The 26,639-nt window shown below is 65.9% G+C and carries 21 protein-coding genes; 11 read left to right on the top strand and 10 right to left on the bottom strand.

Annotated elements, in window-relative coordinates:
• Positions 1-28 precede the first annotated feature (28 nt).
• Together aceF and lpdA are read left to right on the top strand one after the other, a co-directional pair.
• The gene (gene aceF / locus KIH07_RS15350) at positions 29-1,696 is read left to right on the top strand and encodes a dihydrolipoyllysine-residue acetyltransferase (RefSeq protein WP_226492796.1); all 1,668 of its coding nucleotides are present in this window, start codon (positions 29-31) and stop codon (positions 1,694-1,696) included.
• 60 nt (positions 1,697-1,756) lie between these two features.
• The gene (gene lpdA / locus KIH07_RS15355; protein ID WP_226492797.1) at positions 1,757-3,589 is read left to right on the top strand and encodes a dihydrolipoyl dehydrogenase; all 1,833 of its coding nucleotides are present in this window, start codon (positions 1,757-1,759) and stop codon (positions 3,587-3,589) included.
• A gap of 86 nt (positions 3,590-3,675) precedes the next feature.
• Here the strand turns inward: lpdA and KIH07_RS15360 are convergent, their stop codons facing one another.
• A complete protein-coding gene (locus KIH07_RS15360) occupies positions 3,676-4,326 on the bottom strand; it encodes a pyridoxamine 5'-phosphate oxidase family protein (RefSeq protein ID WP_226492798.1) in 651 nt (216 codons plus the stop codon).
• 101 nt (positions 4,327-4,427) lie between these two features.
• On the opposite strand from KIH07_RS15360, the gene KIH07_RS15365 reads away from it, so the two are divergent.
• Positions 4,428-5,888, top strand: a complete 1,461-nt coding sequence (locus KIH07_RS15365; protein WP_226492799.1) for a PLP-dependent aminotransferase family protein — start codon at positions 4,428-4,430, stop codon at positions 5,886-5,888.
• 30 nt (positions 5,889-5,918) lie between these two features.
• On the opposite strand, the gene KIH07_RS15370 is transcribed toward KIH07_RS15365, so the two are convergent.
• From KIH07_RS15370 to KIH07_RS15395, 6 genes are all read right to left on the bottom strand, one after another.
• A complete protein-coding gene (locus KIH07_RS15370; RefSeq protein WP_226492800.1) occupies positions 5,919-6,929 on the bottom strand; it encodes a zinc-binding alcohol dehydrogenase family protein in 1,011 nt (336 codons plus the stop codon).
• A gap of 95 nt (positions 6,930-7,024) precedes the next feature.
• Positions 7,025-7,969 (bottom strand): ABC transporter substrate-binding protein, encoded by a 945-nt coding sequence (locus KIH07_RS15375; RefSeq protein ID WP_226492801.1) that lies wholly within the window; start codon positions 7,967-7,969, stop codon positions 7,025-7,027.
• A 48-nt stretch (positions 7,970-8,017) separates the two neighbouring features.
• Entirely contained in the window at positions 8,018-9,001 is a 984-nt protein-coding gene (locus KIH07_RS15380; RefSeq protein ID WP_226492802.1) for an ABC transporter permease, read from the bottom strand.
• Between the two features lie 19 nt (positions 9,002-9,020).
• Positions 9,021-10,583 (bottom strand): sugar ABC transporter ATP-binding protein, encoded by a 1,563-nt coding sequence (locus tag KIH07_RS15385; RefSeq protein WP_413465748.1) that lies wholly within the window; start codon positions 10,581-10,583, stop codon positions 9,021-9,023.
• Between the two features lie 233 nt (positions 10,584-10,816).
• Positions 10,817-11,527, bottom strand: coding sequence for a FadR/GntR family transcriptional regulator (locus tag KIH07_RS15390; RefSeq protein WP_226492803.1), 711 nt, complete (start codon positions 11,525-11,527; stop codon positions 10,817-10,819).
• A gap of 151 nt (positions 11,528-11,678) precedes the next feature.
• The gene (locus KIH07_RS15395) at positions 11,679-12,647 is read right to left on the bottom strand and encodes a LysR family transcriptional regulator (RefSeq protein ID WP_226492804.1); all 969 of its coding nucleotides are present in this window, start codon (positions 12,645-12,647) and stop codon (positions 11,679-11,681) included.
• A gap of 154 nt (positions 12,648-12,801) precedes the next feature.
• Between KIH07_RS15395 and KIH07_RS15400 the strand changes: the two genes are divergently transcribed.
• From KIH07_RS15400 to KIH07_RS15425, 6 genes are all read left to right on the top strand, one after another.
• The gene (locus KIH07_RS15400) at positions 12,802-13,815 is read left to right on the top strand and encodes a TRAP transporter substrate-binding protein (protein WP_226492805.1); all 1,014 of its coding nucleotides are present in this window, start codon (positions 12,802-12,804) and stop codon (positions 13,813-13,815) included.
• An 89-nt stretch (positions 13,816-13,904) separates the two neighbouring features.
• The gene (locus tag KIH07_RS15405) at positions 13,905-15,686 is read left to right on the top strand and encodes an IlvD/Edd family dehydratase (RefSeq protein ID WP_226492806.1); all 1,782 of its coding nucleotides are present in this window, start codon (positions 13,905-13,907) and stop codon (positions 15,684-15,686) included.
• Positions 15,687-15,753: 67 nt separating this feature from the next.
• Positions 15,754-16,980 carry a fumarylacetoacetate hydrolase family protein gene (locus KIH07_RS15410; protein WP_226492807.1) on the top strand — a complete coding sequence of 409 codons (1,227 nt, stop codon included), beginning with the start codon at positions 15,754-15,756 and terminating at the stop codon, positions 16,978-16,980.
• 22 nt (positions 16,981-17,002) lie between these two features.
• A complete protein-coding gene (locus tag KIH07_RS15415; RefSeq protein ID WP_226492808.1) occupies positions 17,003-17,572 on the top strand; it encodes a TRAP transporter small permease in 570 nt (189 codons plus the stop codon).
• Entirely contained in the window at positions 17,569-18,849 is a 1,281-nt protein-coding gene (locus tag KIH07_RS15420) for a TRAP transporter large permease subunit (protein ID WP_226492809.1), read from the top strand. Before KIH07_RS15415 ends, KIH07_RS15420 begins: the two co-directional genes overlap by 4 nt.
• Positions 18,850-19,299: 450 nt before the next feature.
• The gene (locus KIH07_RS15425) at positions 19,300-20,676 is read left to right on the top strand and encodes a glycoside hydrolase family 43 protein (RefSeq protein ID WP_226492810.1); all 1,377 of its coding nucleotides are present in this window, start codon (positions 19,300-19,302) and stop codon (positions 20,674-20,676) included.
• A gap of 105 nt (positions 20,677-20,781) precedes the next feature.
• On the opposite strand, the gene KIH07_RS15430 is transcribed toward KIH07_RS15425, so the two are convergent.
• Complete coding sequence (locus KIH07_RS15430) at positions 20,782-21,822, bottom strand: zinc-dependent alcohol dehydrogenase family protein (protein WP_226492811.1); 1,041 nt, start codon at positions 21,820-21,822, stop codon at positions 20,782-20,784.
• A gap of 138 nt (positions 21,823-21,960) precedes the next feature.
• Between KIH07_RS15430 and KIH07_RS15435 the strand changes: the two genes are divergently transcribed.
• Positions 21,961-22,440: an Lrp/AsnC family transcriptional regulator gene (locus KIH07_RS15435; protein ID WP_226492812.1), complete on the top strand. Its 480-nt coding sequence runs from the start codon at positions 21,961-21,963 to the stop codon at positions 22,438-22,440.
• Positions 22,441-22,572: 132 nt separating this feature from the next.
• Entirely contained in the window at positions 22,573-23,199 is a 627-nt protein-coding gene (locus KIH07_RS15440) for a hypothetical protein (protein ID WP_226492813.1), read from the top strand.
• A 20-nt stretch (positions 23,200-23,219) separates the two neighbouring features.
• Here KIH07_RS15440 and KIH07_RS25485 read toward each other — a convergent pair whose 3' ends face one another.
• Together KIH07_RS25485 and KIH07_RS15450 are read right to left on the bottom strand one after the other, a co-directional pair.
• Positions 23,220-24,206, bottom strand: coding sequence for a hypothetical protein (locus KIH07_RS25485; protein WP_226492814.1), 987 nt, complete (start codon positions 24,204-24,206; stop codon positions 23,220-23,222).
• Positions 24,207-24,431: 225 nt separating this feature from the next.
• Complete coding sequence (locus KIH07_RS15450) at positions 24,432-26,381, bottom strand: sigma-54-dependent Fis family transcriptional regulator (protein WP_226492815.1); 1,950 nt, start codon at positions 26,379-26,381, stop codon at positions 24,432-24,434.
• Positions 26,382-26,639 lie beyond the last annotated feature (258 nt).

Raw genomic sequence — 26,639 nt, forward strand, 5'->3', positions numbered from 1 at the left:
GTCTCCCACCCACATAAGCGAGACAAATATGGCACTGGTAGAAGTGAAGGTCCCGGACATCGGCGACTTCGACGAGGTGGCGGTCATTGAACTGCTGGTCAAACCCGGCGACACGGTCAAGGCCGAACAGTCGCTGATCACGGTCGAGTCCGACAAGGCCTCGATGGAAATCCCCTCCAGCACCGCTGGCGTGGTGAAGGAACTGCGCGTCGCCCTGGGCGACAAGGTGAAAGAAGGCTCGGTGGTGCTGGTGCTGGAAGCCGCTGGCGACGCCGCTGCCCCAGCGCCCGCCGCTGCGCCAGCTGTTGCGGCCCCCGCTCCGGCGGCGGCTCCTGCCGCAGCGCCGGCCGCTGCCGTTGCGGCGCCTGTGGCTGCACCCACGGCTTCCGGCCTGGTGGAAGTGCGCGTGCCCGACATCGGCGACTTCAAGGACGTCGCCGTCATCGAGGTGTTCGTCAAGCCCGGCGATGCCATCAAAGTCGAGCAGAGCCTGATCACGGTCGAGTCCGACAAGGCTTCGATGGAGATCCCGTCGTCCGCCGCGGGCGTGCTCAAGGAGCTCAAGGTCAAGGTCGGCGACAAGGTCAACATTGGCGACCTGCTGGCGATCCTGGAGGGCGCCGCGGGCGCAGCGGCTCCGGCACCTGTTGCCGCTGCCACACCCGCACCGGCACCGGCTCCGGCAGCTGTAGTGGCCGCACCCACTGCTGCTGCCAGCGTGGCCGCAGCACCCGCTCACAACCCGACGGCAGCGCCACTGGGCTTGCCGCACGCCTCGCCCTCGGTGCGCAAGTTCGCCCGCGAACTCGGTGTGCCGCTGGAAGAGGTGCAGGGCAAAGGCCCCAAGGGTCGCATCACACTGGACGACGTGCAGGGTTTCACCAAGTCCGTCATGGCCGGCGCGGTGCTGACCAAAGCACAGGCCGCCAAGGCCCCGGTGTCCACCGGCGGTGGCGGTTCCGAGCTGGGCCTGATCCCCTGGCCCAAGGTGGACTTCGCCAAGTTCGGCCCGATCGAGCGCAAGGAGATGGGCCGCATCAAGAAAATCAGCGGCGCCAACCTGCTGCGCAACGCGATCATGATTCCGGCCGTCACCAACCACGACGATGCCGACATCACCGACCTCGAAGCCTTCCGGATGTCCACCAACAAGGAGAACGAAAAAAGCGGCGTCAAGGTGACCATGCTCGCTTTCCTGATCAAGGCATCGGTTGCTGCGCTCAAGAAATTCCCCGAGTTCAACAGCTCGATCGACGGCGACGCGCTGGTCTACAAGCAGTATTGGCACATCGGTTTCGCGGCCGACACGCCCAACGGCCTGATGGTCCCGGTGATCAAGGACGCCGACAAAAAAGGCGTGCTGCAGATCAGCCAGGAAATGGGCGAGCTGGCCAAGAAGGCGCGCGACGGCAAACTGAGCCCGGCCGAAATGAGTGGCGCCACCTTCACCATCTCCAGCCTGGGTGGCATCGGTGGCCGGTACTTCACGCCCATTATCAACGCGCCCGAGGTCGCCATCCTCGGCGTCTGCAAGAGCCAGATGGAACCGGTGTGGGACGGCAAGGCCTTCCAGCCGCGCCTGATGCTGCCGCTGTCGCTGACCTGGGACCACCGCGTGATCGACGGCGCCGCTGCGGCCCGCTTCAACGCCTACCTCGGCCAGATCCTCGGCGACTTCCGTCGGGTGCTTCTCTAATGCCTTGCGGGTCAGACCACCGCGCAGCGGTGCTCTGACCCCAACTGAACAAGGAAACATATGGCACTGATCGATATTCAGGTTCCCGACATTGGCGACTTCGACGAAGTGGCCGTGATCGAGTTGCTGGTCAAACCCGGCGACACCGTCAAGGCCGAACAAAGCCTGATCACCGTGGAGTCCGACAAGGCCTCGATGGAGATTCCCTCGTCGCACGCCGGCGTGGTGAAAGAGCTCAAGGTCGCGCTGGGCGACAAGGTCAAACAAGGCTCGGTGGTGCTGGTGCTGGAAGGTGAGGGCGCTGCCAGCGCTCCAGTCGCACCAGTCGCAGCGCCCGCAGCTGCTGCGTCGGCACCTGCTTCTGCCCCTGCTGTCGCGCCGGTTGCGGCCGCCGCCAGCTTCGCTGGCAGCGCCGACCTCGAGTGCGACGTACTCGTGCTCGGCGCCGGCCCCGGTGGCTACTCGGCTGCCTTCCGCGCCGCCGACCTTGGCCTAAAGGTCGTGCTGGTCGAACGTTACGCCCAGCTGGGTGGCGTGTGCCTGAACGTGGGCTGCATCCCGTCGAAGGCGCTGCTGCACGTGGCCGCCGTGATGGACGAGGTGAGCCACATGGCCGATCTGGGCGTGGACTTTGGCACGCCCTCGGTCAATATTGACAAGCTGCGCGCCCACAAGGAAAAGGTCCTCGGCAAGCTCACCGGCGGCCTGACCGCGATGGCCAAGATGCGCAAGGTCACCACCGTGCGCGGCTATGGCGCCTTCGTCGGCCCCAACCACGTCGAAGTGGAAGAGACGACAGGCACCGGGCAGGAGAAGACCGGCAGCAAGAAGGTCGTGGCCTTCAAGAAGTGCGTTATCGCCGCTGGCTCGCAGGCGGTGCGCCTGCCCTTCATGCCCAACGACCCACGCGTGGTGGACAGCACCGGCGCGCTGGCCTTGAAGGAAGTGCCCAAACGCATGCTGATCCTGGGCGGCGGCATCATCGGCCTGGAAATGGGCACGGTGTACAGCACGCTGGGCGCGCGCCTGGACGTGGTGGAAATGCTCGACGGCCTCATGCAGGGCGCCGACCGCGACCTCGTCAAGATCTGGCAGAAGATGAACGCCAAGCGCTTCGACAACATCATGCTCAAGACCAAGACGGTGGGGGCCAAGGCCACGCCCGAAGGCATCGAGGTGACGTTCGCTGCGGCGGAAGAGGGCGGCACCGCCCCTGCGCCGCAGGTCTACGACCTGGTGCTGCAGGCCGTGGGGCGCACGCCCAACGGCAAGAAAATCGCCGCCGACAAGGCCGGCGTGGCGGTGACGGACCGCGGCTTCATCAACGTCGACATCCAGATGCGCACCAACGTGCCGCACATCTTCGCCATCGGCGACATCGTGGGCCAGCCCATGCTGGCGCACAAGGCGGTGCACGAGGCGCACGTGGCGGCTGAGGTCATTGCCGGTGAACTGCAGGGCAACAAGGAGCTGGCCGCGGCCGCCTTCAACGCCCGTGTGATTCCCAGCGTGGCCTACACCGACCCCGAGGTGGCCTGGGTGGGCCTCACTGAAGACCAGGCCAAGGCGCAGGGCATCAAGGTCAAGAAGGGCCTGTTCCCCTGGACCGCTTCAGGCCGTGCCATTGCCAACGGCCGCGACGAAGGCGTGACCAAGCTGCTGTTTGACGACAGCCCCGAAGCCCACGGCCACGGCAAGATCCTGGGCGGCGGCATGGTCGGCACGCACGCGGGCGACATGATCGGCGAGATCGCGCTGGCCATCGAGATGGGCGCTGACGCGGTGGACATCGGCAAGACCATCCACCCGCACCCCACGCTGGGCGAGAGCATCGGCATGGCGGCGGAGGTGGCGCACGGGTCTTGTACGGACCTGCCGCCGCAGAAGAAGTAAGCGGCCTCAGCGCTCAGAAAACAGAAGCCTCGGGCGGGAAACTGTCCGGGGCTTTTTGTCAAAAGCCCCCAACCTGGTTGCACCGCTTATACACCCCAGCCCCGCACATAGTCCGGTGCGGGCACCGTGCACAGCGGGTCGGCCACGGGTGCCCCGCGCTGCTGCACCAGCGGCAGCACGCCGGCCCAGGCCGCCACACCCATGTCTTCGGCATCGTCGTTGGGGCCGCCGGTGCGCACCTTGCAGGCGGCCTCGGCCAGGCTGATGCGCATCACCGTGGTGGCGGCAAACTCCTTGTCGTTGCCGCGGCGGGCATCGTGCTCGCGGCCCGGGGCCAGGTGGCGCATGAAGGTGTCGAGGGCGGTGCGCTTGTCGTCCACCTTTTCAAACGAGCCATAGACCATGGCCGAGCGGTAGTTCATCGAATGGTTGAACGCCGAACGCGCCAGCACCAGGCCGTCGATGTGCGTCACCGTCACACAAGCCTGCGTGCCTTTGGCCAGCAGCTTGATGAGGCGCCCGCCGTTGGAGCCATGGATGTAGAGGTGGTCGTCCTCGCGCCAGCAGGCGGTGGGAATGCAGTGTGTGCCTTTCTCGTCGGCAAAGGCCACGTGGCACACATAGGCCGTGTCCAGAATGGCGTGCAGCGTGGGGGCGTCGTAGTGCGCGTTTTCGGCAATGCGGCGCACGCGGGTGCGGTCGGAGGGGACGGTGGGCTTGGAGGCGGGAGTGGTCATGGCAGCGCAAATGAAGGAAGGGCTGCACTGTAGAGTGCTTGTGGTTCCAAATTAAGATCCAGGCTTGCACTATTTTTTGGTGCCACGAACCAAAGCCCGCTGTGGACTACCAACTGCTGTTCTCCCGCTACACCGCCACCCCGGCCCACGCGCGCTGGTCGCGTCAGCGCCAGTTGCACGAATGCCTGCGCAGCGCCATCCGCGCGGGTACGTTGGGCAGCGGTGTGCGCCTGCCCGCCACGCGCACGCTGGCGCAAGAGCTGGGGGTGTCGCGCAACACCGTGCTCTACGCCTACGACCAGCTCGCCACCGAAGGCTTTGTGCTGCCCGACCGGCGTGGCACCGTGGTGGCGCAGGCCGCCGCACTGGCCGCCGTGCCTCTGGCGCACACCACCGCGCCACTGCGCGTGGGCCTGTCCAAACGCGCCCTGACCGTGCCCACCCGCGACGCGCCCGAGAGCCCAGCCGCCTTTGCCCCCGGTGTGCCCGCGCTCAAAGAGTTTCCGGTCACGCTGTGGCGCCGCTTGCTGGACCGCGCCTGGCGCGGCCTGCGCACCGCACAGCTCAACTACGCCGAGCCGACCGGCGAACTGGCGCTGCGCGAGGCGATTGCCAGCCACCTGCGGGTGGCACGCGGTGCGCTGCTGGACGCCAGCCAGGTCATCATCACCGACGGCACACAGAGCAGCCTGGACCTGTGCGCCCGCGCCTTTGCCGATGCGGGCGACAAGGTGTGGATCGAAAGCCCGGGCTACCAGGGCGCGCTGGCCGCCTTCAAGGCCGCGCAGCTCAAACCCATGGGCGTGGTGGTGGACAGCGAAGGCATCGCACCCACCGCGGCCGACTGGCAGCGCCACCCACCCAAGCTGATCTACGTCACGCCCTCAAACCAGTACCCCACGGGCAGCGTGCTGAGCCTGGAGCGGCGCATGAACCTCATTGCGCAGGCGCGCAGTGCAGCCGCGCTCATCATTGAAGACGACTACGACAGCGAGTTCCGCCACGACGGGCCACCGCTCTCCTGCATGCAGGGTCTAGCGCCCGATGCGCCCGTGCTTTACCTAGGCACTTTCAGCAAGACCATGTTCCCCGCGCTGCGCATGGGCTTTGTGGTGGTGCCCGCGGCGCTGGTGACGCCGCTCAGCGCCATGCTGGCGCGCACCACGCCACGTGGACGCGCAGCTGACCAGTTGGCGCTGGCCGAGTTCATGCACAGCGGGCAGTTCAGCCTGCACCTGCGGCGCATGCGCCGGCTGTACCGCCAGCGTCGTGATGCCCTGGTGACAGCGCTGGGGCAACAGCTGGGCGATGTGGCCGATGTGTACGGCGGCTCCGCCGGCATGCACCTGGCGCTGCGCCTGCGCAACCCGCGTGCGGACGATGCCGCCATGAGCCGCGCGCTGCAGGCCCAGGGCATCGTGGCCCCGGCGCTCAGCGAGCAGGCCATGGGCCAGCGCGTGCAGCCCTGGCGTGGTTTCTTGCTGGGTTATGCGCAGGTGCCGGTGGAGCAGATGCCGGGGCTGGTGAAGCAACTGACCACCGCCGTGCGCCGCTTTGGCTAGAGATGCCGCCCTCTTGCCTCTGGGCCCCGGTCAGCATTCGATCAGCGCCTTGACCACCCCCTGCGCCGGGTCCATCAGCGTGGCAAACGCCGTGGGTACGTCGGCCAGTGGCATGCGGTGGGTGTTGAGGGCCGCGGTCGGTACCTGGCCGGCGCGCATGGCGCTCAACACGGTCTCAAAATCTTCCATGGTGGCATTGCGGCTGCCCAGCAGCGTGGCCTCGCGTTTGTGAAACTCGGGGTCTGAGAACGTGATGTTGTCCCGCACCACAGACACCAGGACGTACTTGCCGCCGTGCGCGATGAACTGGAAGCCGCGTTCCATGGCGCGCACGTTGCCGGTGGCGTCAAACACCACGTCGTAGAAGTCGCCGCCTGTCAGCGCGCGCAGTTCCTCCAGATCGTTCGGTCCAATCAGCACGCCGGCGTGGGCACCCAGGTGCTGCTGGCAAAACGCCACCCGCTCGGGCCGGGTGTCCAGCGCCGTCACCTGGCCGCCGCGCAGGCGCGCAAACAGCAGGGCTGCCATGCCAATCGGGCCGGTACCTGCCACCAGCACGCGCTGGCCGGGTAGCACTTCGGCGCGGCGCACCGCGTGGGCACCAATGGCCAGAAATTCCACCATGGCGGCCTGGTCCAGCGACACGCCCTCGGCCTTGCGCACAAACGGCGCGGGTACGTTGAGGTACTCGGTGAAGGCGCCGTCCCGGTGCACACCCAGCACCTGGATGTTGACGCAGCAATTGGTCTTGCCCTGCCGGCAGGCCATGCACTCGCCACAAGAGAGGTAGGGCATGACAAACACCTCGTCACCCGTGGCCAGTTCGCTGCCCTCGGGCGCCTCTGCCACGGTGCCCGAGATCTCGTGGCCCATGACGCGCGGGTAGGCCAGGTAGGGCTGGTTGCCGGTGAAGATGTGCAGGTCCGTGCCGCACACACCCACACGCCGCACGCGCAGCAGCACCTCATGGCCCTGGCGGGTCGGGCGGGGGTTCTCCTGGGCGCGCAGCACGCCGGGGCTTTCGCAGATCACGGTCAGCATACGTGTCCTTTGGGTTCAAGTCGATCAGGCCAGGAGACGCCATCCCCCGGCGCGCGGCGCCGGAGGTGTGCTTCAGGAGAAGAGGTGGGCGCGCGTCAGTAGAGGACGTTCTTGGCGGCGGGGCTGTCGATGTTTTTCTTGTTCACCATCAACACACCGGTGTCGCGGAAGGCGGGAACCTTCTTGCCTTCCACCAGTTCCATCACGGTCTTCACGCCCAGGTTGCCCATCTCGTACGCGCTTTGCACGGCAATGGCTTCGATGGTGCCGTCCTTCACAAAGCCCTGCAGGTCGGCGTTGCCGTCAAAACCGACGGCCACCACTTTGCCGGCCTTGCCAGCCTGGGCCAGGGCACGGCCCATGCCGATGGCGGTGGGTTCGTTGGCGCCGAAGATGCCCTTCAGATCGGGATGGGCGGCCAGCACGTCGGTGGTCTGGTTCAACGCCGTGCCCATCTGCGAGTTGGAATAGAAGGGGCCGACGATCTGCAGCTTGGAGTGCTTCTTGATGTAGTCGGTGAAGCCGCCCACGCGGCCGATTTCCGAACCCGAGCCTGCGGTGTAGGACATGATGGCGATCTTGCCGGTGGTGCCAATCTTGTCGATCAGGGTCTTGGCCGACATCTCGCCAGCGGCCTTGTTGTCCGTGGCCAGGAACGACTGGTAGTAGGCCTTGCCGGCGTCGGAGGCGGCGGAGTCGATCAGCACGACGGGGATCTTGGCTTCCCAGGCTTTTTTCATGGCGGGGATCAGCGCATCCGGGTCGGAAGGGGCCAGCACGATGCCGGCCACTTTTCTGTTTACGGCGTTTTCCACCAGGGCGACCTGGCCGGCCAGATCGGTGTCGGAGGCCGCGCCCTGGAAGGTCGCGGTGTAGCCTTTCGCTTTGCTCGCGGCATCGTTCGAGCCCTTCTTCACGTTTTGCCAGAAGTCGGAGTTGGTCGTTTTCACGATCACGGCGATCTCCTTGTCGGCCGCCATGGCCAGAGACGACGCGGCCACCAGGGTGGACGCAATCAGGGTGCTCAGCAGTTGTCTCATGTCATTCCTCTTTGTGGATGTCGTCCCGGTAAGCCCTGCCGGTAGGGATCACTTGCGATGGCGCATCTGGTCGATCCACACCGTGAGCAGGATGACCAGGCCAATCAGGATCTGTTGCGTGAAGGCCGAGACGCCGGCCATGTTCAAACCGTTGCGCAGGATGCCGATCACGAAGGCGCCGATCACGGTGCCCGAGATCGTGCCGACGCCCCCGGTGAGCGAGGTGCCGCCAATCACGGCGGCCGCAATCGCGTCGAGTTCGTACATCAGCCCTTCGCTGGGCTGGGCGGTGACCAGGCGCGACATCAGCACGCAGCCGGTCAGGCCCGCCAGCAGGCCGGACAACACATAGGCGAACAGCGTCACGCGCTGCACGTTCACGCCCGAGAGGCGGGCGGCTTCCATGTTGGAGCCCACGGCATACAGGTGTCGGCCCAGCGTGGCGCGGTTGAGCAAAATGGACACCGCCACCGCCAGCACCACCATCAGCAGCACGGGGTAGGGAATACCGACAAACACCACGTCGGGAAAACCGTCGGCGCCGATGTTCACCACGCGCCACAGCGAACCGTTGCCCAGTTCGGCAAAGCTGTCGCCCAGGCCGCCAATGGCCTTGGCATCGGTGATCTGCAGGGCCACCCCGCGCGCGACCAGCATCATGCCCAGCGTGGCAATGAAGGGCGGCAGCTTGAGCACGGTCACGCACAGGCCGTTGATCAGGCCACACAAGGCGCCCACCAGCAGTCCGGCCAGCATGGCCAGTGGCACGGGCGCACCGGCCTTGACGGCCAGGGCGGCCACTACGCCCGCCAGCGCCAGGATGGCGCCCACCGAGAGGTCGATGCCACCGGTGATGATCACGCAGGTGGCGGCAATGCCCAGGTAGGCGATGGAGGTCACCTGCAGGGCCACGGTCATGCCGTTGCCCACCGTGAAGAAGGCGTCGCTCGTGAAGGAAAAGATCACGATCAGGCCCAACAGGCTGGCGAGCGCGGCGAATTTCTGGAGCAGGTCTTTCTGTCGTTCGGTCATGGGGTGGTCCGGGGGCGTTTCAGACGGGGCAGGGGATGCTGCGGCCCGAGGCGAAGTGCATGACTTCCTCCTGGCTGGTCTCACGGGTGTTCAGCACGGTGACCAGTCGCCCTTCGTGGAACACCACCACGCGGTCGGTCATGCCCATGATTTCGGGCAGCTCCGAGCTGATCATCACCACGCCGATGCCCTGACCGGCAAGCTCGTCCAGCAACTGGTAAATGGCGTACTTGGCGCCCACGTCGATGCCGCGCGTGGGTTCGTCGAAGAACAGCACCCGTGATTCGCGGAACAGCCACTTGCTGATCACCAGCTTCTGCTGGTTGCCGCCGGAGAGCAGACGCACGATCTGGCTGTTGCTGGGGGTGCGTATGTCCAGGGCCTTGATGTAGCGCGCGGCGGCGGCCTGCTCCTGGTCAAAGCGGATCATGCCCGCCAGGTTGGACACCGCCTCCATGTTGGCCAGCGTGATGTTCTGCGCCACCGTCATCTTCAGCGCCAGACCATCGTGCTTGCGGTCTTCCGACAGATAGGCCAGGCCTTGGCGCACCGCGTCGCGTGGGGAACGGATGGCCAGCCGTTGTTTGCCCAGCATCACCCGACCCGCGTCGATCGGGTCGGCGCCAAAAATCGCGCGCGCCACCTCGGTGCGGCCCGCGCCCATGAGGCCCGCAAAACCCAGAATCTCACCACGCCGCAGCTCGAAGTTCACGTCGTGGAACACGCCCTGGCGCGTCAGGCCCTGCACGCGCAGCAGAATGTCCGCTGTGGGCACCGAGCTGCGTTTGGGGAACACATCGTCCAGCGAGCGCCCCACCATCTTGGCCACGATCTGCTCCACGCTGGTGTCGGCAAAGCGGTCGGTGCTCACGTAGCGGCCGTCGCGCAGCACGGTCACGCGGTCCACGATCTGCGCCAACTCGTCGAGCCGGTGCGAGATGTAGACGATGCCCACGCCCGCGCGCTTGAGCTCGTGGATGATGGCAAACAGTTTTTCCGTCTCCGACTCGGTCAGCGACGAGGTGGGCTCGTCCATGATCAGCACCTGCGCGTTGAGCGACAGCGCTTTGGCGATCTCCACCATCTGCTGCTGCGCCACCGACAGGGTTTTGACCAGCGCATCCGGTGCAATGTGCAGGCCCAGCCGGTCCAGGCAGTGCTGGGCGTTGCGCCGCAGCGCCGCGCGGTCGATCAGCCAGCCTTTGCGCGGCTCGCGGGCCAGGAAGATGTTTTCAGCCACCGACAGGTGGGGCACCAGGTTCAGTTCCTGGTGGATGATGGCAATGCCCACCGCCTCGGAGTCGGTGGTGGAGCGGAACTGGCAGGCCTCGCCCCGGTAGTGCAGGGCGCCCGCGTCGGGCTGGTACTGGCCGCTGATGACCTTCATCAGCGTGGATTTGCCCGCACCGTTCTCGCCGCACACCGCATGCACTTCGCCGCGCCGCACTTCCAGGCTCACACCGTCCAGTGCCAGCACCCCGGGGAAGCGTTTGGTGATGCCCTCCAAGCGCAACAGCACGGCAGCGGTAGCGGCTGGGCTGGGCGCCTCGGCATGGACGGGATCGGGCGCGGATGGCGGCAATGCAAACTCCTGTAGGGCAGTCAAAAGCACCGAAACAGCGGAGGTTTGCGCCACGGCAAATTGGTAAGGCTGCCTGACGCGATCGGGTAATTTGGCCTTACCAATGTGGGTGGATGTATCGGTATTTACCCGGCATCTTGGTTGGTAACGGGTAAAAATGGCGCAAAAAAAACCTGTGCAAGTGCACAGGCCTGACCACGCGAGCCGTGGTGCGGCGGTTGGCGTTCAGGGGGTCAAGACCATTCGCGGCGGTTGTTTTCGACCCAGCGCTGTTCCGAGGCCAGCAGGTGCATGCGCAGGGCGGTTTGCGCGGCCAGTACGTCGCGGTTTTCCAGGGCCCGCAGGATGGCTTCGTGTTCTTGCAGTGCGGCGGCCCAGGTCTGGCCCGATTCGGAATGGGCGCTGAGCCGTGCGGCAATCGGGCTGTGGCGCTCGTCGAACAACTCGCCCACCAGGCGCTCCAGCACGGCATTGCCGGTCATCGCGGCCAGAGCCTGGTGGAACTGGCGGTCGAACGGCAGTGGAGAACGGTTTTGCGCGATGGCGGCCAGCATGTCGTCCAGAATCTGGCGCAACGCCTGCAGTGCCTCCGGCGTGGCCTTGCCACAGGCCATCATCACCACCGTGCCTTCTATGGCTGCGCGGGCCTGCATCAGTTCGATAGGGCTTTCGCCCATGGTGGCCAGGGCCTGCGGCTTGCGCTGGGCCTGGTTGCACGCATACACGCCAGCGCCCATGCGCACTTCCACGCTGCCCTCGATCTCCAGCGCAATCAGGGCTTCGCGCACCGAGGGGCGCGATACACCCAGTTGCTGGGCCAGGTCTCGCTCGGGTGGCAGGCGCATGCCGGCGGTGTAATTGCCCTTGTCGATGTAGGCGCGTATCTGGTCGGCAATTTGTTGGTACAGCCGACGGTTGTCAACCTGTTTGAGTGGGTCCAGCATGGGTTCTCCGCGTGGGCTGCAGTTTATGCGACGGCAAGGCGAGGCCCAGGGTGGGGTGGCCCATGTGGTCAGGCCAATTTATGCTCCACTGTACTGGCCTTACCAGTTTATGCAATGGGGGCGCTGACGCACCCGTCCGTTGGCGTTCTCATCACACCACGTCAGGTGCCAGGTTCGCCGTCTCGCGCAGCACCGTGATGAACGCCTGTGCGGACGGCGTGAGTGGCTCTCCCAGCCGCGAGATGAGGCCGTAGTCGGGCATGCGGTCCGGCCAGCTCACCGGGATGCGTGCCAGCAGGCCTCTGTTCACGTATTTTTCGACCAGGGCGGCGGGTTGCAGGGACATCATGTTGGTGGTGTTCATCAGCTCCAGCGCAAACAGGAAGGAGGGCGTTTCCACCACCCCTGCGGTGAGCGCCAGCCCGGCACCGCCAAAAAGGTCGTCCGACACTTTGCGCACCGCGGTGGAGGGCGGGTACAGAATCCAGGGCCAGTGGGCGAGTTCGGTCAGCGTCAGGTCCGTCGCGCCGCGCAGGGGGTGGCGCAGACCACCCACCACACACAGCGGTTCGTCAGACAGGCGCTCGTAGTGAAACTGGCTGCGCTGCTCCTCGTCGGTGAAACGCCCGATCATCAGGTCGATCTTGCGCTCGGCCAGCCACAAGATGAGTTGATCGCTGCTCTGCTCCAGGATCTTGAGCACCAGCAACGGCCGCAGGCGCTGGACTTCCACCACGGAGGCCAGCAGCAGATGGGCGGCGGAGCCGGTGATCGCGCCAATGGTCAGATGGCCGTGCCCGCCTTGCTTGAGGGCGTTGAACTCATCGACAAACCTGCGCTGACCGTCGAGTGCGGTGCTGGCATAGCGCAAGGTGAACAGCCCCAGTTCGTTGGGCCGCATGCCGCGTGGCAGGCGGTCGAACAGGCGTGCCTCCAGGATCTCTTCGATGTCCATCAGGATCTTGGTGGCCGCAGGCTGCGTCACATGCATCTGCTCGGCCGTGAGCCGCAGGTTGCGGGTGCGCCCCAGAATGTCCAGAAACTGCAGATGCCGGAACCGCAGCCGCGCACACGCCTGTGCCAGCGACAAGGGTTTGCCCGGAAATTCGTCTGGACTCATAAGCGTTTGGAATGGATCGTAGCAAAAGATTCAGTGGACCCGCACCGGTGCCATCCCTAACCTCTGGCCTGCGTCAAGACGTTTCCACCAAGGAATTGCAGGGCGCCGACGGCCTCTCCCGTCGCGAAACAACCATTCCATCGGAGACAAAAGCATGAAGTTCAAAACCCTCGCCGTGGTCGCCACCGTGCTGGCCGCCCTGGCCGCACCCGTGTCTGCACAAATCAAGGAACACACGTTCAAGGTCGGCATCGGCCTGAGCGACGACCACCCGCAGGCCCAGGCCGTGCGGCACTTTGCCGAAAAGCTCGCGGCCAAGAGCGGCGGCAAGATGAACGCCAAGCTGTTTGCCAGCGGCACGCTGGGCAACGACGTGAGCATGACCTCGGCCCTGCGCGGCGGGACGCTGGAGATGACCGTTCCGGACTCTTCCACGCTGATGTCGCTGATCAAACCGTTTGGCGCGCTCAACCTGCCGCTCACCTTCAACAACGAGCTGGAAGCCGACGCCGTGCTGGACGGCCCATTTGGCCAGAAGCTGCTGGCCATGCTGCCGGACAAGGGCCTCATCGGGCTGGGCTTCTGGGAAAACGGCTTTCGCCATGTGACCAACTCGCGCCGTCCCATCAACAAGGCCGACGACCTGGCGGGGCTGAAGCTGCGCGTGATCCAGAGCCCCTTGTTCCTGGACACCTTCAACGCCCTGGGCACCAACGCCACGCCCATGCCGTTCACCGAGCTGTACACCGCCATGGAACAAGCCGCCGTGGACGGGCAGGAAAACCCGCCTGCCACCATCCTGGCCAGCAAGTTCTTTGAGGTGCAGAAGCACCTGGTGCTGTCGCGCCACATGTACAGCGCCTGGGTGCTGCTGATGTCCAAAAAGACCTGGGATGGCCTGTCGCCCCAGGAGCAGAAGATCGTGCAGGAGGCCGCGCGCGAAGCCACGCTGTTCGAGCGCAAGACCATCCGCGCCTTCAGCGAAACCGCCCTGAGCGAGTTGAAGAAGGCGGGCATGCAGATCACCGAGATGCCCGCTGCCGAGCAGGCCAAGCTGCGCGCCAAGCTGCAACCTGTGTTGACCAAGTACGGACGCGAGTTTGGCGAAGAGACGACCAGCGAGCTGATGGGCGAGCTGGCCAAGGCGCGCGGCACCGCCGCCAAGTAGGCCGCCTTCGCCACCCACCTGCCACGCGCGCGGCCCGATGCCGCGCGCAGGCAGCCTCCGTCTTCCCGCTCTGCGCCACTGGTAGCCCCATGCAAAAGACACCCCGTCGCCCCTTTCGTTCACGCGATTGGTTTGCCGACCCTGCGCGCTCGGACATGACCGCGCTGTACCTGGAACGGTTCATGAACCACGGGCTCACGCCCGAAGAACTGCGCTCGGGCCGGCCCATCATCGGCATTGCGCAGACGGGCAGCGACCTGTCGCCCTGCAACCGCATCCACCTGGATTTGGCGCGCCGTGTGCGCGACGGCATCCGCGATGCGGGGGGCATTCCGATGGAGTTTCCGGTCCATCCCATTTTTGAGAATTGCCGCCGCCCCACGGCGGCGCTGGACCGCAATCTGGCCTACCTGGGCCTGGTCGAGATCCTGTACGGCTACCCCATCGACGCGGTGGTGCTGACCACCGGTTGCGACAAGACCACACCGGCCGGGATCATGGCGGCGTCCACCGTGGACATTCCGGCCATCGTGCTGTCGGGTGGGCCCATGCTGGACGGCTGGCACGATGGCGAGCTGGTGGGCTCGGGCACCGTGATCTGGCGCAGCCGCCGCCAGCTCGCAGCGGGCGAGATCGACGAGGAAGAATTCCTGCAGCGCGCCTGCAGCAGCGCGCCCTCGGCGGGTCACTGCAACACCATGGGCACGGCCTCCACCATGAACGCCGTGGCCGAGGCGCTGGGACTGTCGCTGCCCGGCTGCGCCGCCATTCCGGCGCCTTACCGCGAGCGCGGCCAGATGGCCTACGAGAGCGGTCGCCGCATCGTCGAGATGGCCTACGAAGACCTGCGCCCCTCGCGCATCCTGACGCGCGAGAGCTTTCTGAATGCGCTGTCGGTGGTCAGTGTGGCCGGGGGCTCCAGCAACGCGCAGGTGCACATCATGGCCATGGCACGCCATGCAGACGTGGTGCTGGAGGCCAAAGACTGGACCGAACATGCCTACGACCTGCCGTTGCTGCTGAACATGCAGCCCGCGGGCAAGTTTCTTGGAGAGCGGTTCTTTCGCGCCGGTGGTGTGCCCGCGCTGATGTGGGAGTTGCAGCAGGCGGGCCGCCTGCACAACGACTGCGCCAGCGTGACCGGAAAGACCATCGGCGAGAACCTGCAAGGCCGCGAAACACGCGACCGCGAAGTGATTCGCCCGTTCAGCCATCCGCTGATGGAGAAGGCCGGTTTTCTGGTGCTCAGCGGCAACCTGTTCGACTTCGGCATCATGAAGACCTCGGTGATCTCCGAAGCGTTTCGCGCACGCTACCTGAGCCACCCTGGGCAAGAGGGCGTTTTCGAAGCCCGCGCCGTGGTGTTTGAGGGTGCGGACGACTACCACGCACGCATCAACGACCCGGCGCTGAACATCGACGAAGGCTGCATTCTGGTGATGCGCGGCGCGGGACCGATTGGCTGGCCCGGCTCTGCCGAAGTGGTCAACATGCAACCGCCCGACGCGCTGATCCGCCGTGGCATCAGCACCCTGCCCACCCTGGGCGACGGGCGCCAGTCGGGCACGGCAGACAGTCCGTCCATTCTCAACGCGTCGCCGGAGAGCGCGGTGGGCGGAGGCTTAAGCTGGCTGATGAACGGTGACACGATCCGCATCGACCTGAACACCGGCCGCTGCGATGCGCTGGTGGCGCCGGAAGACATCGAGCGCCGCCGGCGCGAGCTGCCAGCGCCGCCCATTCCCCAAAGCCATTCCCCCTGGGAAGCCCTGTACCGCGAAAAAACCGGGCAGTTGGCCGACGGCGCGACGCTGGACTTTGCGCTGGCGTACCGGCGCATCTCGGAAAAGACCCCACGCCACAACCACTGAACCTGGCGAAATGGCCCACCGCACACAGCAGCGTGTGGGTGGCGACCTGAACCCTTGAAGGACTCGTATGAACGACATGACAGCGGCCACTTTGACCGGTGCGGACGACCACGCCCAAGCGCTTGCCCGGGTTTTGCCTGCCGACGGCCTGCAAGGCACCCTGGTGGGCCGCGTGTGGGCGCACGGCGCCATTCCTGGCCCGGCCGTGGTGGCGCTGCGGCCCGAGGGGGTGTTTGACCTGAGCGAAAGCTATCCGACCATGAGCACGCTGCTCGACACCGCCCAGCCCGCCCAGGCCGTGCACGACACCCCTGGGCGGCGCCTGTGCGGTGTGGATGAGCTGGTCCAGAACAGCCTGCCCGGCCAGCGCACCGCCGAAGCCCCCTGGCTGTTGGCACCTTGCGACCTGCAGGTGGTGAAGGCCGCTGGCGTCACCTTTGCGGCCAGCCTGATCGAACGCGTGATTGAAGAGCAGGCACGGGGCGATGCCGGCCGCGCGCAAGGGCTACGCAGCCAGGTGCTCGGTCTGATCGGCGAGAACCTGGCTGACATCCGGCCCGGGTCGCCAGAAGCCATGGCCCTGAAGACCTTGCTGCAAGAAAAGGGGCTGTGGTCCCAGTACCTGGAGGTGGGCATTGGCCCCGACGCCGAGGTGTTCACCAAGGCGCCCGTGCTCGCCTCGGTCGGCTGCGGCGAGGACATCGGCATCCGCGCCGACTCGGCCTGGAACAACCCCGAGCCCGAGGTGGTGCTGGCGGTGAACAGCCGGGGCGACATCGTGGGTGCCACGCTGGGCAACGACGTGAACCTGCGCGACATCGAAGGCCGCAGCGCGCTGCTGCTGGGCAAGGCCAAGGACAACAACGCATCGTGCGCACTGGGCCCCTTCATCCGCCTGTTCGATGCCGGCTTTGGCATGGACCAGGTGCGCAATGAAACCGTGCACCTGCACGTGGCGGGTGTGGACGGCTATGAGCTGCGCGGCATCAACACCATGGCCAGCATCAGCCGTGACCCTACGGACCTGGTGGCGCAGACGCTGGCAGCGCATCAGTACCCCGACGGGTTCATGCTGTTTCTGGGCACCTTGTTCGCGCCCATCGAAGACCGCGACCAGCCCGGTAGCGGCTTTACCCACAAGCTGGGGGATGTCGTCACCATCCAGAGCGCCTGGCTGGGCGGCTTGCACAACCGCGTGACACACTGCGAAACAGCGGCGCCTTGGCGCTTTGGTTTGCGCGCCTTCATCGGCAATCTGACGCAGCGCGGGCTGCTGCAGGGCACGGCACTCTGAAGCAAAAAAGAGGAGACGCCCCATGCTGACCGTCCTCATAGACCGTTGCGCCCGGTGGATCCATGTGCTGATTGCCCTGGCACTGGCCGCGATGCTGCTGCTGGTGTTTGGCAACGTGGTGCTGCGCTACGCTTTCAACTCCGGCATTTCCGTGAGCGAGGAGTTGTCGCGCTGGCTCTTCGTGTGGATCACTTTCCTGGGCGCGATCATCGCGGTCAAGGAGCATGGCCACCTGGGCACCGACATCCTGCTCACCAAGCTGCCCCCCATCGGTCGGCGCATCTGCCTGGTGGCCAGCCATGGGCTGATGCTGTTTTGCACCTGGCTGCTGTTCAGTGGTGCGCTGGCACAGGCCCGCATCAACTGGGATGTGGAAGCACCCGTCACCGGGGCCTCCGTCGCCATCTTCTATGCCTCCGGGGTGGTGTTTGCCGTGGCGTCGGGGCTGCTGCTGCTGTTGGACCTCTGGCGCCTGTTGTCCGGGCAGGTGCCCGACGATCAGCTGGTGCAGGCCATCGGGTCCGAAGAGCTGGTTATTACCCCCGATTTCCGCCTTGATCGCACCACCGGCCCCGGGAAAGACATGTCATGACTGTTTTCATCTTCCTCGGCTCGCTGCTGGCAGCCATGGCCATTGGTGTGCCCATCGCCTACGCGCTGCTGGCGTCTGGCGTCGCACTGATGTGGCACCTGGACCTGTTTGACGCCCAGATCCTGGCGCAGAACGTCATCAACGGCGCGGATTCGTTTCCGCTGCTGGCGGTGCCCTTCTTCATGCTGGCGGGCGAGATCATGAACGTGGGTGGTTTGTCTCAGCGCATTGTCAAGCTGGCGCTCACGCTGGTCGGGCACCGGCGCGGTGGCCTGGGGTTTGTGGCCATCCTGGCGGCCTGCATGCTCGCGGCACTGTCGGGCTCTGCCGTGGCCGACACCGCGGCGCTGGCCGCGCTGCTGCTGCCCATGATGGTGAAGACCGGCCACGACAAGGCCCGTGCCGGGGGGCTGATTGCGTCGGCCGGCATCATCGCACCCGTCATTCCTCCGTCCATTGGCTTCGTGGTGTTTGGCGTGGCGGCCAATGTGTCGATCAGCAAACTCTTTCTGGCAGGCATCGTGCCGGGACTGCTGATGGGTGTGTCCATTGCGGTGGCGTGGTACTGGGTGTCACAGCGCGAGCGCATCACGCCACCCCCCAAGGCCTCTGCCGCAGAGAAGCTGCGGGCGCTCAAGGAATCCACCTGGGCGCTGTTTCTGCCGGTGATCGTGATCGTGGGGCTCAAGATGGGTGTGTTCACCCCTACGGAGGCGGCGGCCGTGGCCGCGGTCTACGCGCTGCTGGTGGCCACGCTGGTCTACCGCGAACTGCACTGGCGCCAGTTGACGGCCGTATTTGTCAGCGCGGCCAAAACCACCGCCGTGATCATGTTTCTGGTGGCAGCCGCCATGGTCAGCGCCTGGCTGATCACGGTGGCCGAGATTCCCCGCCAACTGATCGAGCTGCTGCGTCCCTTCATGGACCACCCCATGCTGTTGATGATGGCCATCATGCTGCTGGTGATCGCCGTCGGTACCGCCATGGACATGACGCCCACCATCCTGATCCTGGCCCCCATGCTGATGCCGGTCATCAAGGCCGCGGGCATCGACCCAGTCTACTTCGGCGTGCTGTTCATCATGAACAACGCCATCGGCCTGATCACGCCACCGGTGGGCACGGTGCTGAACGTGGTGGCCGGGGTGGGAAAGATGCGCATGGACGAGGTCACCCGAGGCGTGCTCCCCTTCATGGCGGCCCAATTTGCCATGATGTTCCTGATGGTGCTGTTCCCCTCCATCGTGCTGGTGCCCATGCGGTGGTTCACGGGGTAGTGCGCCTGGACCTGTGCCCCATGGCGCAGGCCAGGCAGCCTGCAGAACACCATGCCTTGAAAGAGCTGGCTCTTAAAGCTCGGTAGTTTTCCCGAGTCCATCATCGCCAGCATGGCGCCGTACCGGTCTCACTGAGTTGAAGTGGGCGGGGGTATTCCCGGATGCCCGATCTGTTATCGCAATACGGAAAAAAACGATTGGCGCATATACCGGTGCCTCTTTAGCATCGCCGTCGCCAACTCGCCGAGATGAGCGAGAAGCAACGAGCCCGTCAAATCGTGAGTCCGTCCGTTAAACGATGCTGCACTTGCGATAGCGGGAATTGGGCAAGCCTTTCAAAACGACCGCCTGCCAATGAGGTGCGAACAAAAAGAGGCTGCCTTCCACGGAGACAGGAAATCACTTGTGAAAACTTTTTTCAAATCGATTCGGTCGGCTGTTGCCGCAACCATGCTCGCCGCTGCTTTCGGCGGCGCGCAGGCGCAGTCGGCGGGTTACCTGCTGGTTCATTTCACCGGGGAATCCGCGCAAGGTGAGCAAACCTACATGTCCGTCAGCACCGACGGCATGTATTGGACGGACCTGAACAACAGCCAGCCCGTCCTCATGTCGACCGTGGGCGAGAAGGGCGTGCGTGACCACACCATCGTGCGCTCACCCGATGGTTCCAAGTACTGGATCCTCGCCACCGATCTGCGCATCGCCAGCGGCAAGGGCTGGGACGCCGCCCAGCACCGCGCCAGCACCAAGCTGGTCATCTGGGAATCCACGGACCTCGTGCATTGGTCTGAACCGCGCCTGGTCGACGTCGCCGGCGCCATCCCGAACGCGGGTTGCGCCTGGGCGCCCGAAGCCATCTGGGACCCGGCATCGAACGCCTACATCGTGTACTGGGCGACCATTTCGCCGCTCAACGGCGTCGACAAAGCACGCATCTACTACGCGAAGACGACCGACTTCCGCACCTTCACCGCTCCGCAGATGTACATCGACCGGCCCGGAACGCAAGGCATCATCGACACGCAGATCCTTGAGGTCGCCAACAGCGTCGGCGGCTACAAGTACGTGCGGGCCTCGGGCGACGGCCAGATCACCGTCGAAGGCAGCCAGTCGGTGCTGGGAGGGTGGACGACCATCGGCGATCTGTCTCAGATCGGCCTGACGGGCAGCATGGTGGAAGGGCCCATCCTTTTCCAGTTCAACAACGAGAACAAGTGGGGCATGTGGGTTGACCAGTACGCTGCGGGCAAGGGTTATCTGCCGCTGACCTCGATCAACATGGGCAGCGCGCAGAACTGGCAGAAAGTGCCGTCGGGCTCGTACAACCTGGGCTCGAGTCGCAAGCGGCACGGCGGCATCCTGAACCTGAGCGCCGCAGAGTTGAGCCGCTTGAACGCACAGTGGGGAGGAAGCACCCCCATCAACCGAATCCAGTCCTCCAACTTTCCGGACCGGTACGTGCGGCATTCCTCGTTCGCGGTGCGCATCGATCCGAACGTCTCGCCGTTGGATGATTCGAAGTTCCGGATGGTGAAGGGCCTGGCGAACAACTCGGGCTACGTGTCCTTCGCCTCGGTGAACTTCCCCGGCTACTACTTGCGGCACAAGAACTTCGTCTTCGAACTGGCGCCCTATGACGGCTCGCCGCAGTTCGCGACCGACGCGACGTTCAAGGAGGTGCCGGGCTTGGCCGATGCGGGTGCCAGTTCCTTCCAGGCGTACAGCCACCCGACGCACCACATCCGCCACTACAGCTACGTGCTGCGCCTGGATCCCATCAAGACCCAGACCGACCGCAGTGATGCCACTTTTGACATCACCAACTGACGCAGGCGCGAGCAGGCCATATAGCGGCCTGCTCGCGTGGATGGCTTCGGCAGATTCGGGGTCGGGCGCAGCGTGCTTGACGCCGTCCCTTGAAAGCGATGCCTCTTAAAACTCGGTCACGACGGTGGCGCCGGCCACCGCGAAGCTGTCCATGTTCATCAGCGCATCGATGGATTGCGCGAGGCTGATCCTTTCGCCGATGAGCTTTTCGGGAGACAGCTTTCCCGAATCCATCATCGCCAGCATGGCGCCGTAGCGGTGGGCCTGCATCCCGTGGCTGCCGAGGATTTCCAGTTCGTGGGCAATCACCCGGCTCATGGGAACGGCTGGCGTGGTGTGTTCGCCCAGCATGAGGCCGACCTGAACATGTTTGCCCCGCTTCCTCAGGTTGCTGATGGAATTGAAACAGGTGGTGGGGTGACCCAGCGCGTCCAGCGACACATGCGCGCCGCCCTGGGTGATCTCGCGCACGGCCTCCGCAACGTTGGCCACCTGCGTGGCGTTCACCGTGGCCACCGCGCCCAGTGAGCGTGCCAGGCTGAGTTTGTCGTCCGCAATGTCGATCGCCACGACGTTGGCGCCAACGGCGTTGGCAATCATGATGGCCGACAGGCCCACCCCGCCGCAGCCGTGCACCGCCACCCACTGCCCGGCCGAGGTCTTGCCCTGGTCAACCACGGCACGAAACGAGGTGGCAAACCGGCACCCGAGACTGGCCGCCGTGGCGAAATCGAGCGTTGGCGGAAGGGCCACCAGATTGATGTCCGCCTGGTGGATGGCCACGTACTCGGCAAACGAACCCCAGTGCGTGAAGCCGGGCTGAAACTGGTGGTCACATACCTGGTGGTGCCCGGCGTGGCATTCGGGGCAATGCCCGCACGCTGCCACAAACGGCACCGTGACGCGGTCGCCGACCTTCCACTTCTGCACTTGCTGCCCCACCGCTTCCACGACGCCCGAGAACTCGTGGCCGGGAACGTGGGGGAGCTGGATGTCGGGATCGTGGCCCACCCAGCCGTGCCAGTCGCTGCGGCACACCCCCGTGGCCATGACCTTGATGACCACGCCATGAGGCTCGGGCGTGGGGTCTGGAACCTGGGCCAGCCGGGGCGGGGCGCCAAAGGTCTCGTAGAGGACTGCTTTCATAAAAATCCATCTGGTTGAATGATTTCACCAGTTTATGGATTTCGCGTGATGGTAGCTTCCGTTTTTTCGCGTGCTTGTGGTCGATTTCGATAAACTCCTTCGCAGCCTGCGGTAGGCCGCTGAAGGAATCTTTCAAACATGGACGCACTGGACAAAACCGACCTCGCCATGCTGGCCAGGCTGCAACAGGACGGCCGGCTGGCCAACACCAAGCTGGCCGAGGAACTGGCGCTGAGCGAAGCCTCGTGTTGGCGGCGGCAAAAGCGCCTGGAAGAGCTGGGGATCATCGAGGGCTACCAGGCCAACTTGAACCGCCGAAAGCTGGGCATCGGCGTCATGGCTTTCGTGCAGATCGTCTGCACCCAGCATGGTGAAGAGGTCACGGCCCACTTTGAAAGAATCATCCGGGCCTGCCCCTACGTCGTGGACTGCCACAACATCACCGGTGAGGCGGATTTTTTGCTGAAAGTCGTGGCCAAGGATCTGGACGACTACAGCCGGTTCGTGGACAGGGTCCTGCGGCAGTTGCCGGGCGTGTTGAGCATCCGATCGAACATCTCATTGCGCGAAATGAAGGTGTCGAATCGGTTGCCGGTGCTGGATCTGCTTGGCAACTGACCGGGTGGTTGCGCGCACGGCCCTGTTACATTTCTTCGGCAATCTGGATGCATCAGGCGCTTACAGAAGATGTGAACAAGATTTATGCGCGCCCTGCGCCATCCGCCCGGAGGGGCTTGGAGGAAAAGAGAGATGACCCGTTGGATCGCTGCGCTCGTGTGCGCTGCAGGCCTGCTTGCGCCCGCCGGGGTGCTGCACGCCAAAGAATCCCCCACCGTTTTTGGCAAGCAGCTGGTGCAAGTGCATGAGCTGCCGGCCGAGGCGCTGGCCCGGTTTGCTCGCCATGATGTGGAACTGAAGGCCAAAGGCAAGAAGCCCAGCTTCATGGAGAGCGGCAGCGTGGACTGGGCTGGTCCGCCGCTCGCGCTGCCCACGTCGGGCAACCCGTACCGGCTGGTGGTGCGGGTGGCCGGCTCGGTGCCTGCTGGCGGTGATAGTGCCAGCGTGTGGATGGCCGGTTGGAGTGAAGACGGTGCCGTTCGCGGTGCGGCGGTCACCGGCACCAGCAGTGCCGGTCACACGGCGGGGGATCGCGTGACGCTGACCGGCGCTTCTGGCCCACTGTCCTTCAAAGAGGACCGCAATCTGCAGCCGGTGCTGATGTTCCTGGGCTCCAACAACCAGCAGATCGACTCCGTGCGCCTGGAGGTGTGGTCCGGCATTGGCAAGGCCAGCTTCACGGAGCGCTTGTGGGCCTGGTTGCCGTTGCTGACGGGGCTGGTCTTCCTTGGCGTCTTCTTCTGGTTTCGACGCAACTGACAGCTCACCCCCGAGGCGGATCAGTGGAACGGGAACAGTTGGCCCGGTTTCCACGCGGCCGCCCAGTCGCGGGCCTTCAACACGTCGGCAGCGGGCATCGTTTCTGCCAGCTTCTTGGCTTTGTACTCGGCCCAATGGGGAGATCTGTCGCTGGGAGCGAATACGGGCACGCGGGGCTCCGCGTTCCATGCCTGGTGGGCCAGTTCCAGCAGCATGAGGCCGGCCACCGGCTCGGCCGGCATCCCAGGCGCGCCGTTGCCGTACAACAGGCCCAGGGCAAATAGCGCGTAGGCATTGCCTTGCCGCGCGGCGACGCGGTAGAGGTTTGCAGCCTCTCCAATGTTGCGTGGCGTGTCCCGGCCCATTTCGTGCGCCAGCCCCAGGTGGACATAGGCAAGCAGCGAGCCTTCGCGCGCGGCCAGCCGCATCCAGTGCTCCGCCTTGGGCGCATCGGTGGGCGCGTGCCCATAGCCGCGGTAGGCAACGCCCAGCGCCATCATTGCGTCGGGATGCCCCTCGGCAGCACGCCGCTCCAGCAGCGCCAGGCCCTCGGCGGGCTTGGCCATGCGCAAGTGGTGCTCGGCCAGCTCGATGTCTGCCTGGATGGCCAGTTCGTCGGCGGCTTTGGCCACAGCGGCTTGCCGTGCCGCCACTTCGGGCGCGGCAGCCTGCTGGGCGGCGCGCGCGGCACGCTGCTGCCAGGTCCACCACCCTGTCCCGGCCAGCGCTGCGGCCAGCAGCAGCCAGGGCAGTCGCGAGGGCCGGGTCTGCCTGCGTTGCGCCTGCGCGGACGCCTCGGCCCGTAGCGCCGCCCGTTCCCTCGTGGCCGTGGGCAGCGCGACCTTGTCGTAGGCGATGCCGCAACGTGGGCATTGCCAAGCCGGCGTGCTGTCGTCCGTGCGCCGGCGGTAGCTGCACTTGGGGCAAGTGCGCCCGCCCGTGGCCGTGGTAGGCATGGCAGCGGACGTGGGGGACAGCGACAGGGCGACGGGCTGGGTGTTTTTCACGGTGCGGATCTCCTCGGCCGTGAGTGTATGTGCGGCTCCGGGCCCCCCATGTCCCAGACCCAGACCCGGACCCACGCCCGCTCCGACGACGGGAACCTACGTGTGCGTGACGGGAAGACGATGGTCGACGTGGTACCACACAGCACAGTCCCGTTCGGTTGCGGTCACTCGAGGCAGCATGGCGGCCCAGCCGATGCTGACGCCAGGGGCGTTCGTGGAGCCGGTCTACCCGCGCGGATCGCCGCAGACAGCCAACTCCGGGTCTGACTTGAGCCGGCGGTACAGCGTGGCGCGCCCCATGCCCAGCAAGGCGGCTGCCGCGGTGACGTTGCCCCGGGTCTGTTGCAAGGCGGTCGCGATGGCCTTGCGCTGGGCGTCGTGGATCGACGGTCCGGCTGTGGTGCCGGAAGGTTGCGGGGGGGATGGCGTTGTTGGGGATGCTGCCGCCGCAGGCAACGCCTGCCCAAAGTCGTCCAGCGTCAGGGGGCGCAGCAGTTCGGCCACCGCGAAAGCCAGCGTCAGCGCGTGCCGCAACTGGCGCACGTTGCCGGGCCAGGGGTGCTGGCGCAGCTGGACGCGCAGCGGAGCGCTCAGGCGGGATGCGTCGGCGCCGATCTGGTGGCACAGGCTGTCCACGATGGCGTCGAAATCGTCGCGCTCGCGCAGCGGGGGCACCGCCAGCACGAAGCCGCTGATGCGGTAGACCAGGTCTTCGCGAAAGCGCCCCTCGGCCACCAGGGCCTGCAGGTTGCGGTGCGTGGCGCAGACCACCCGCACGTCCACTGCGCGCGGCTGCGTGGCGCCCACGGGCAACACCTCGCCTCGGTCCAGCACCCGCAGCAGGGCCACCTGCAGCGGCAGGGGCATGTCGCCGATCTCGTCCAGGAACACCGTGCCGCCCCGCGCCGCTTCGAACTTGCCGATGCTGCCGCCGCGCACGGCGCCGGTGAAGGCGCCTTCCACGTGGCCGAACAGCTCGGACGCAATCAGCTCGGGCGTGAGCGCGCCGCAGTTGATGGCCAGAAACGGCGCCTGCGCACGCTGGCTGGCCTGGTGCAGGGCTCGGGCGGCCACCTCTTTGCCGGCACCGGTTTCGCCCGTCACCAGCACGGGCAGACCCGCTTCGAGGGCGCGCAGCGCCACGGGGTGCTCCGGCGCCAGCGGGGTGGTGGCCCCGGTGGGGGTGACGGTGAGGGGGGCGGTGCGGGGCGCGCTGGCGGGAACCGCCGGGCTGACCGACGCCCGGGCCGCTGGGCGCTGGGGCAGGGAGACGCCTTGCAGGCGCACCCCACCGTGCATTTGCAGGGGAAGCCTGCCGGCGGGCTGGCGGCTGGCCCTGGAGGCCCAGGCGTCAAAGCGCCCTTCGAACAGGTCTTCAAAGGTGCAGCCTTCGCGGAGCACCGGCATGTCGAACAGGTGGCGGGCGGCGCCGTTGGCGGCCAGCAGCACGCCGTCGCGGTCAAAGGCGAGGGCGGCGCCCTGGGTGTCGGGCAGCTCGATTCTCATGAAGACGGGCAGGGCGTCGAACAGCCGCTGCTCGATCTGCTGGGCGCACTGGTGGGTGAGCCCCATCACGCCGGTCACCAGCTGCGGCGCGTCGCGGGTCACGTCCACCGTGCCCATCAGGCGCCCGCGCGGGTCGAACACCGGCGCAGCGCAGCAATGAAAGATCTGGTTGTTGGCGAAGTAGTGCTCGGGGCCCAGCACGCGCACCGTGCGTTGTTCGGCCAGCGCCACGGCCATGGCGCTGGTGCCGATGGCCGCTTCCGACACATCGACCCCGGGGCGAAACGCCTGGCGCATGGGTTGGCAGTGGCGGTCCAGCGCGCCGGCCACCGCCAGCACCTGGCCCACGGTGTCGGTCAGCAGCACGGCATAGCCCACGTCGGACACGCGCCCGGCCAACACGTCGAGCTCGGGGCGGGCGGCCTGCAGCAGCCGGTGTTCCCGCTCCAGCAGGGCGCTCAGGTGGCTGCGCTCCACCGGGTCGAACACCACATGTTCCTGGGGCGCGCGGCCAGACTGCCGGCAACGCTCCCACGACCGCAGCAGGGGCTGCTCCAGCAGCCCGACGGGCAGCTGGCCCTCGTTGAAATAGTGCTGGCGGGCTTCCCAGATGCGCTCGGGCCGGTAGTCGATGCGCGGACTCGGCAGGACTGGGGTGCGGTGGTTCATGGGCGGCAGCGGGGTGGGTTTGATGCACTTTAGTTCATGCTGCTGGCGGCCTCATGCGGGTTTACCCGGCGTTGAGACGGTTCGTCCCGGGCTGAGACGAAACAGGCGTCTCGATGAGACGTTTTCGCCGGTGGCAGAGGGTGAGAAAGCGCGATGGGCAGCCGCCAAGGGGCACAAAACCCCGGACAAACCCGCAGAAAGGGGGCTCGCATGCACTGGATTGCCGTTTTGGCACACCGCTTGCAGAAACGCCACCGG

The organism is Hydrogenophaga taeniospiralis, from assembly GCF_020510445.1.
In the GTDB taxonomy this organism is placed as follows: Bacteria; Pseudomonadota; Gammaproteobacteria; order Burkholderiales; family Burkholderiaceae_C; genus Hydrogenophaga.